This window comes from Paenibacillus ihuae (genome assembly GCF_001368795.1).
In the GTDB taxonomy this organism is placed as follows: Bacteria; Bacillota; Bacilli; order Paenibacillales; family Paenibacillaceae; genus Paenibacillus_AQ; species Paenibacillus_AQ ihuae.
Genome location: NZ_LN831198.1, coordinates 3694139 through 3695750 on the forward strand (window position 1 = coordinate 3694139; position 1612 = coordinate 3695750).

Sequence of the window (1612 nt, forward strand, 5' to 3'; positions counted from 1 at the left end):
CGGAACGCTCGCCTGAAGCGACGATCGTATCAAACGATAAAGAGGTTGCGCCGTGGGTGCGCATGTAGAATTCCATTTCCAGATCAACATCACGCTCGGTCATGCCGGGCTTGATCACATTCAGAATATGACTGAAGGTCGCATCCGCCAGATCCGCTGCCCGCTGCATTACAGCCAGCTCGTCCCCGTCCTTGAACATGCGCAGATTCTCAACAGCCTTGGATACCGGAACCAGCACTGCCGGCTGCAGAGCTGCAGCATAAGCCGTATATGCGCTGAAGGTAACGTCATCATGTTCAAATCCGACACGGACAGAGCCGCCCTGCGGAAGCAGTTCACGCACAGTGTCAATGAATTTCGGACCATGCTCAACAACCTTTAACCCTGCTACCTGTTCTGCCGCCTGTGTCCGGTACCGGAAGTCAGTCAACAGATAACTCTCATCACCAGTGACCAGCACGTAACCGGAGGAGCCGGTGAATCCGCTCAAATAACGGCGGTTAATGCCGCTGGTAATTAACATCGCATCCAATCCCTGTTCCTGCAAAACCTTACGCAGCTTGGAGACGCGCTTGTTGCCCATTTTCATTCTCCTCTCGAAATAGCCACATTGTATTTTAACATAGGGTCATGCCCTTGAGAAGTTTTTTCGGGCGTTCAGGCAAGCTTTGTCCGCTGTTCACGTTTTCGTTCATCAGTGTATTCAATTGCCGCCGTGTAACCGATGAATAATCCCCAGAGTAAAAAGATGCAAAACTCACTGACGACAGAGTTCCAGGGCAGCTTGAACATGGGCTGTATCAGGAACATCCATGAGCCCGCAATGAAGATCCCCGCCCACCAGAGGATGCCGTAAATCATGCCCGGCCATGGGCCTTTCAGCTTGCGGAAGATCAGCACATAGATTAGTGATGCAATTACGGAAAACGCGATAAAAAACAAATACCCGAGCAGGTAACCGGCAGGTTTGATTAAGAATTCATGCTTAAAAAAAGGCTCCGCCAAAAAGCCAGGGATCACCTTCGTAAAGTGCAGTGTATACATCAGCCAGCGTATGCCTCCCCAGATGATTCCGGCAAATATACCCAGTTCAATCGCAAAATACAATTTGTTTGTATGTTCTGATGCTTGCTTGCCTGCTTTATTCATTTTATTGCCTCACTTTCAGGTAGATGGTATGCGGTGTGCTTCTCAGATCTCTATATGCTAGTATGCGCAGGAAAAGGCAATCCAACTAGCAATGTAAGCATAAATTAGTTACAATGGATTATATAAATCATATTAATATGCGGGAAGGTGAATTGGTTGTCCCAGGAAACTCCCAGTTACGGCGGCCAAGCCGTTATCGAAGGCGTCATGTTCGGCGGCAAGCATATCAACGTAACAGCCGTACGGCGGAAGAATCAGGAAATCACATTTTTGGAGGTGCCGAAGAGCGATAAGAGCTGGGTCGTCAAACTGCGCAGGATTCCTCTGCTTCGCGGCATTGTCAGTATTATAGATTCCAGCGCCAAAGGCTCCAAGCACCTGAATTATTCGGCTGAATCCTATGCCGAGGATGAGACAGAGCCGGAAGAGCTGGCGAAGCAGAAGGAAAATACTAAGAAGAAGG

Annotated in this window: 3 protein-coding genes; 1 reads left to right on the plus strand and 2 read right to left on the minus strand. The window is 49.0% G+C overall.

Going from position 1 to position 1612, the window contains the following annotated elements; all coding sequences use genetic code 11:
• Both AQR02_RS17055 and AQR02_RS17060 read right to left on the minus strand, forming a co-directional pair.
• On the minus strand, window positions 1-583 hold a 583-nt coding region (locus AQR02_RS17055; RefSeq protein ID WP_148449164.1), incomplete at its 3' end, for an aminopeptidase P family protein.
• Between the two features lie 74 nt (window positions 584-657).
• Window positions 658-1149 carry a YqhR family membrane protein gene (locus tag AQR02_RS17060; protein ID WP_054941505.1) on the minus strand — a complete coding sequence of 164 codons (492 nt, stop codon included), beginning with the start codon at window positions 1147-1149 and terminating at the stop codon, window positions 658-660.
• Between the two features lie 207 nt (window positions 1150-1356).
• Between AQR02_RS17060 and AQR02_RS34425 the strand changes: the two genes are divergently transcribed.
• Window positions 1357-1612 (plus strand): DUF1385 domain-containing protein (locus tag AQR02_RS34425; RefSeq protein WP_425340016.1); only part of this gene is annotated, 256 nt, incomplete at its 3' end.